Origin of the sequence: Methylosinus sp. Sm6, from assembly GCF_019802345.1 — a bacterium.
GTDB lineage: Bacteria > Pseudomonadota > Alphaproteobacteria > Rhizobiales > Beijerinckiaceae > Methylosinus.
This window is the reverse complement of record NZ_JAINDZ010000145.1, coordinates 1-594: the sequence shown is the minus strand read 5'-3', so window position 1 is coordinate 594 and position 594 is coordinate 1. Positions and strand designations below refer to the sequence as shown.

The following is a 594-nucleotide window of genomic DNA, read 5'->3' as shown; positions in this document are numbered from 1 at the left end:
ACGCGCAGGCGAACCGGCAGGGTGTTGATGAACATGCCCAAGGCCCGATCCACATTCTCCGCGCCATGCATGCGCCCGAACAGCACCGTGCCGAATACGACGTCTTCCCGATCGGAGACGCGCGCCAGGACCAGCGCCCAAGCCAGATGAAAAAGGCTCGCGGCGCTGACGCCGGCCGCGCGGACCTGCGCGCGTATGCGCCGGCTCAAATGCGCGTCGAGATCAGCGCGCGCGCCTTCGACGTCAGACCCGTCGCCTAAGACGTTCAACAGGTCGAATGGAGCCGTCGGCGCGTCGACGTCGCTCAGCATCTTGCGGAAAAATGCTTCATGCTCTTCGCGATCGACGCCGAACCGAGACTGCGCGACAAAATTGCGATACGGAACCGATGCTGGCAGCTGCGCCGCGCAACCTAATAAATATGCCTGCGCCTCCTGCAAAAGGGTTTCTAAAGCGACATGATCGGTAATCAGGTGATGATACTGTAGAAAGAACAACCATCGATCCTGATCCGGGACGGCGAAAGAGCGCATCAGGGGCGCGCGCTTCAGATCGAGTCTATATCGATACGAATCGAAACGCGCCCGCAGTTGC

The 594-nt window shown here is 60.4% G+C and carries 1 protein-coding gene; it reads right to left on the bottom strand.

The genetic code is table 11. The features are described from left to right. On the bottom strand, nt 1–533 hold a 533-nt coding region (locus K3F48_RS23975), incomplete at its 3' end, for a condensation domain-containing protein (RefSeq protein ID WP_305080301.1). Nucleotides 534–594 lie beyond the last annotated feature (61 nt).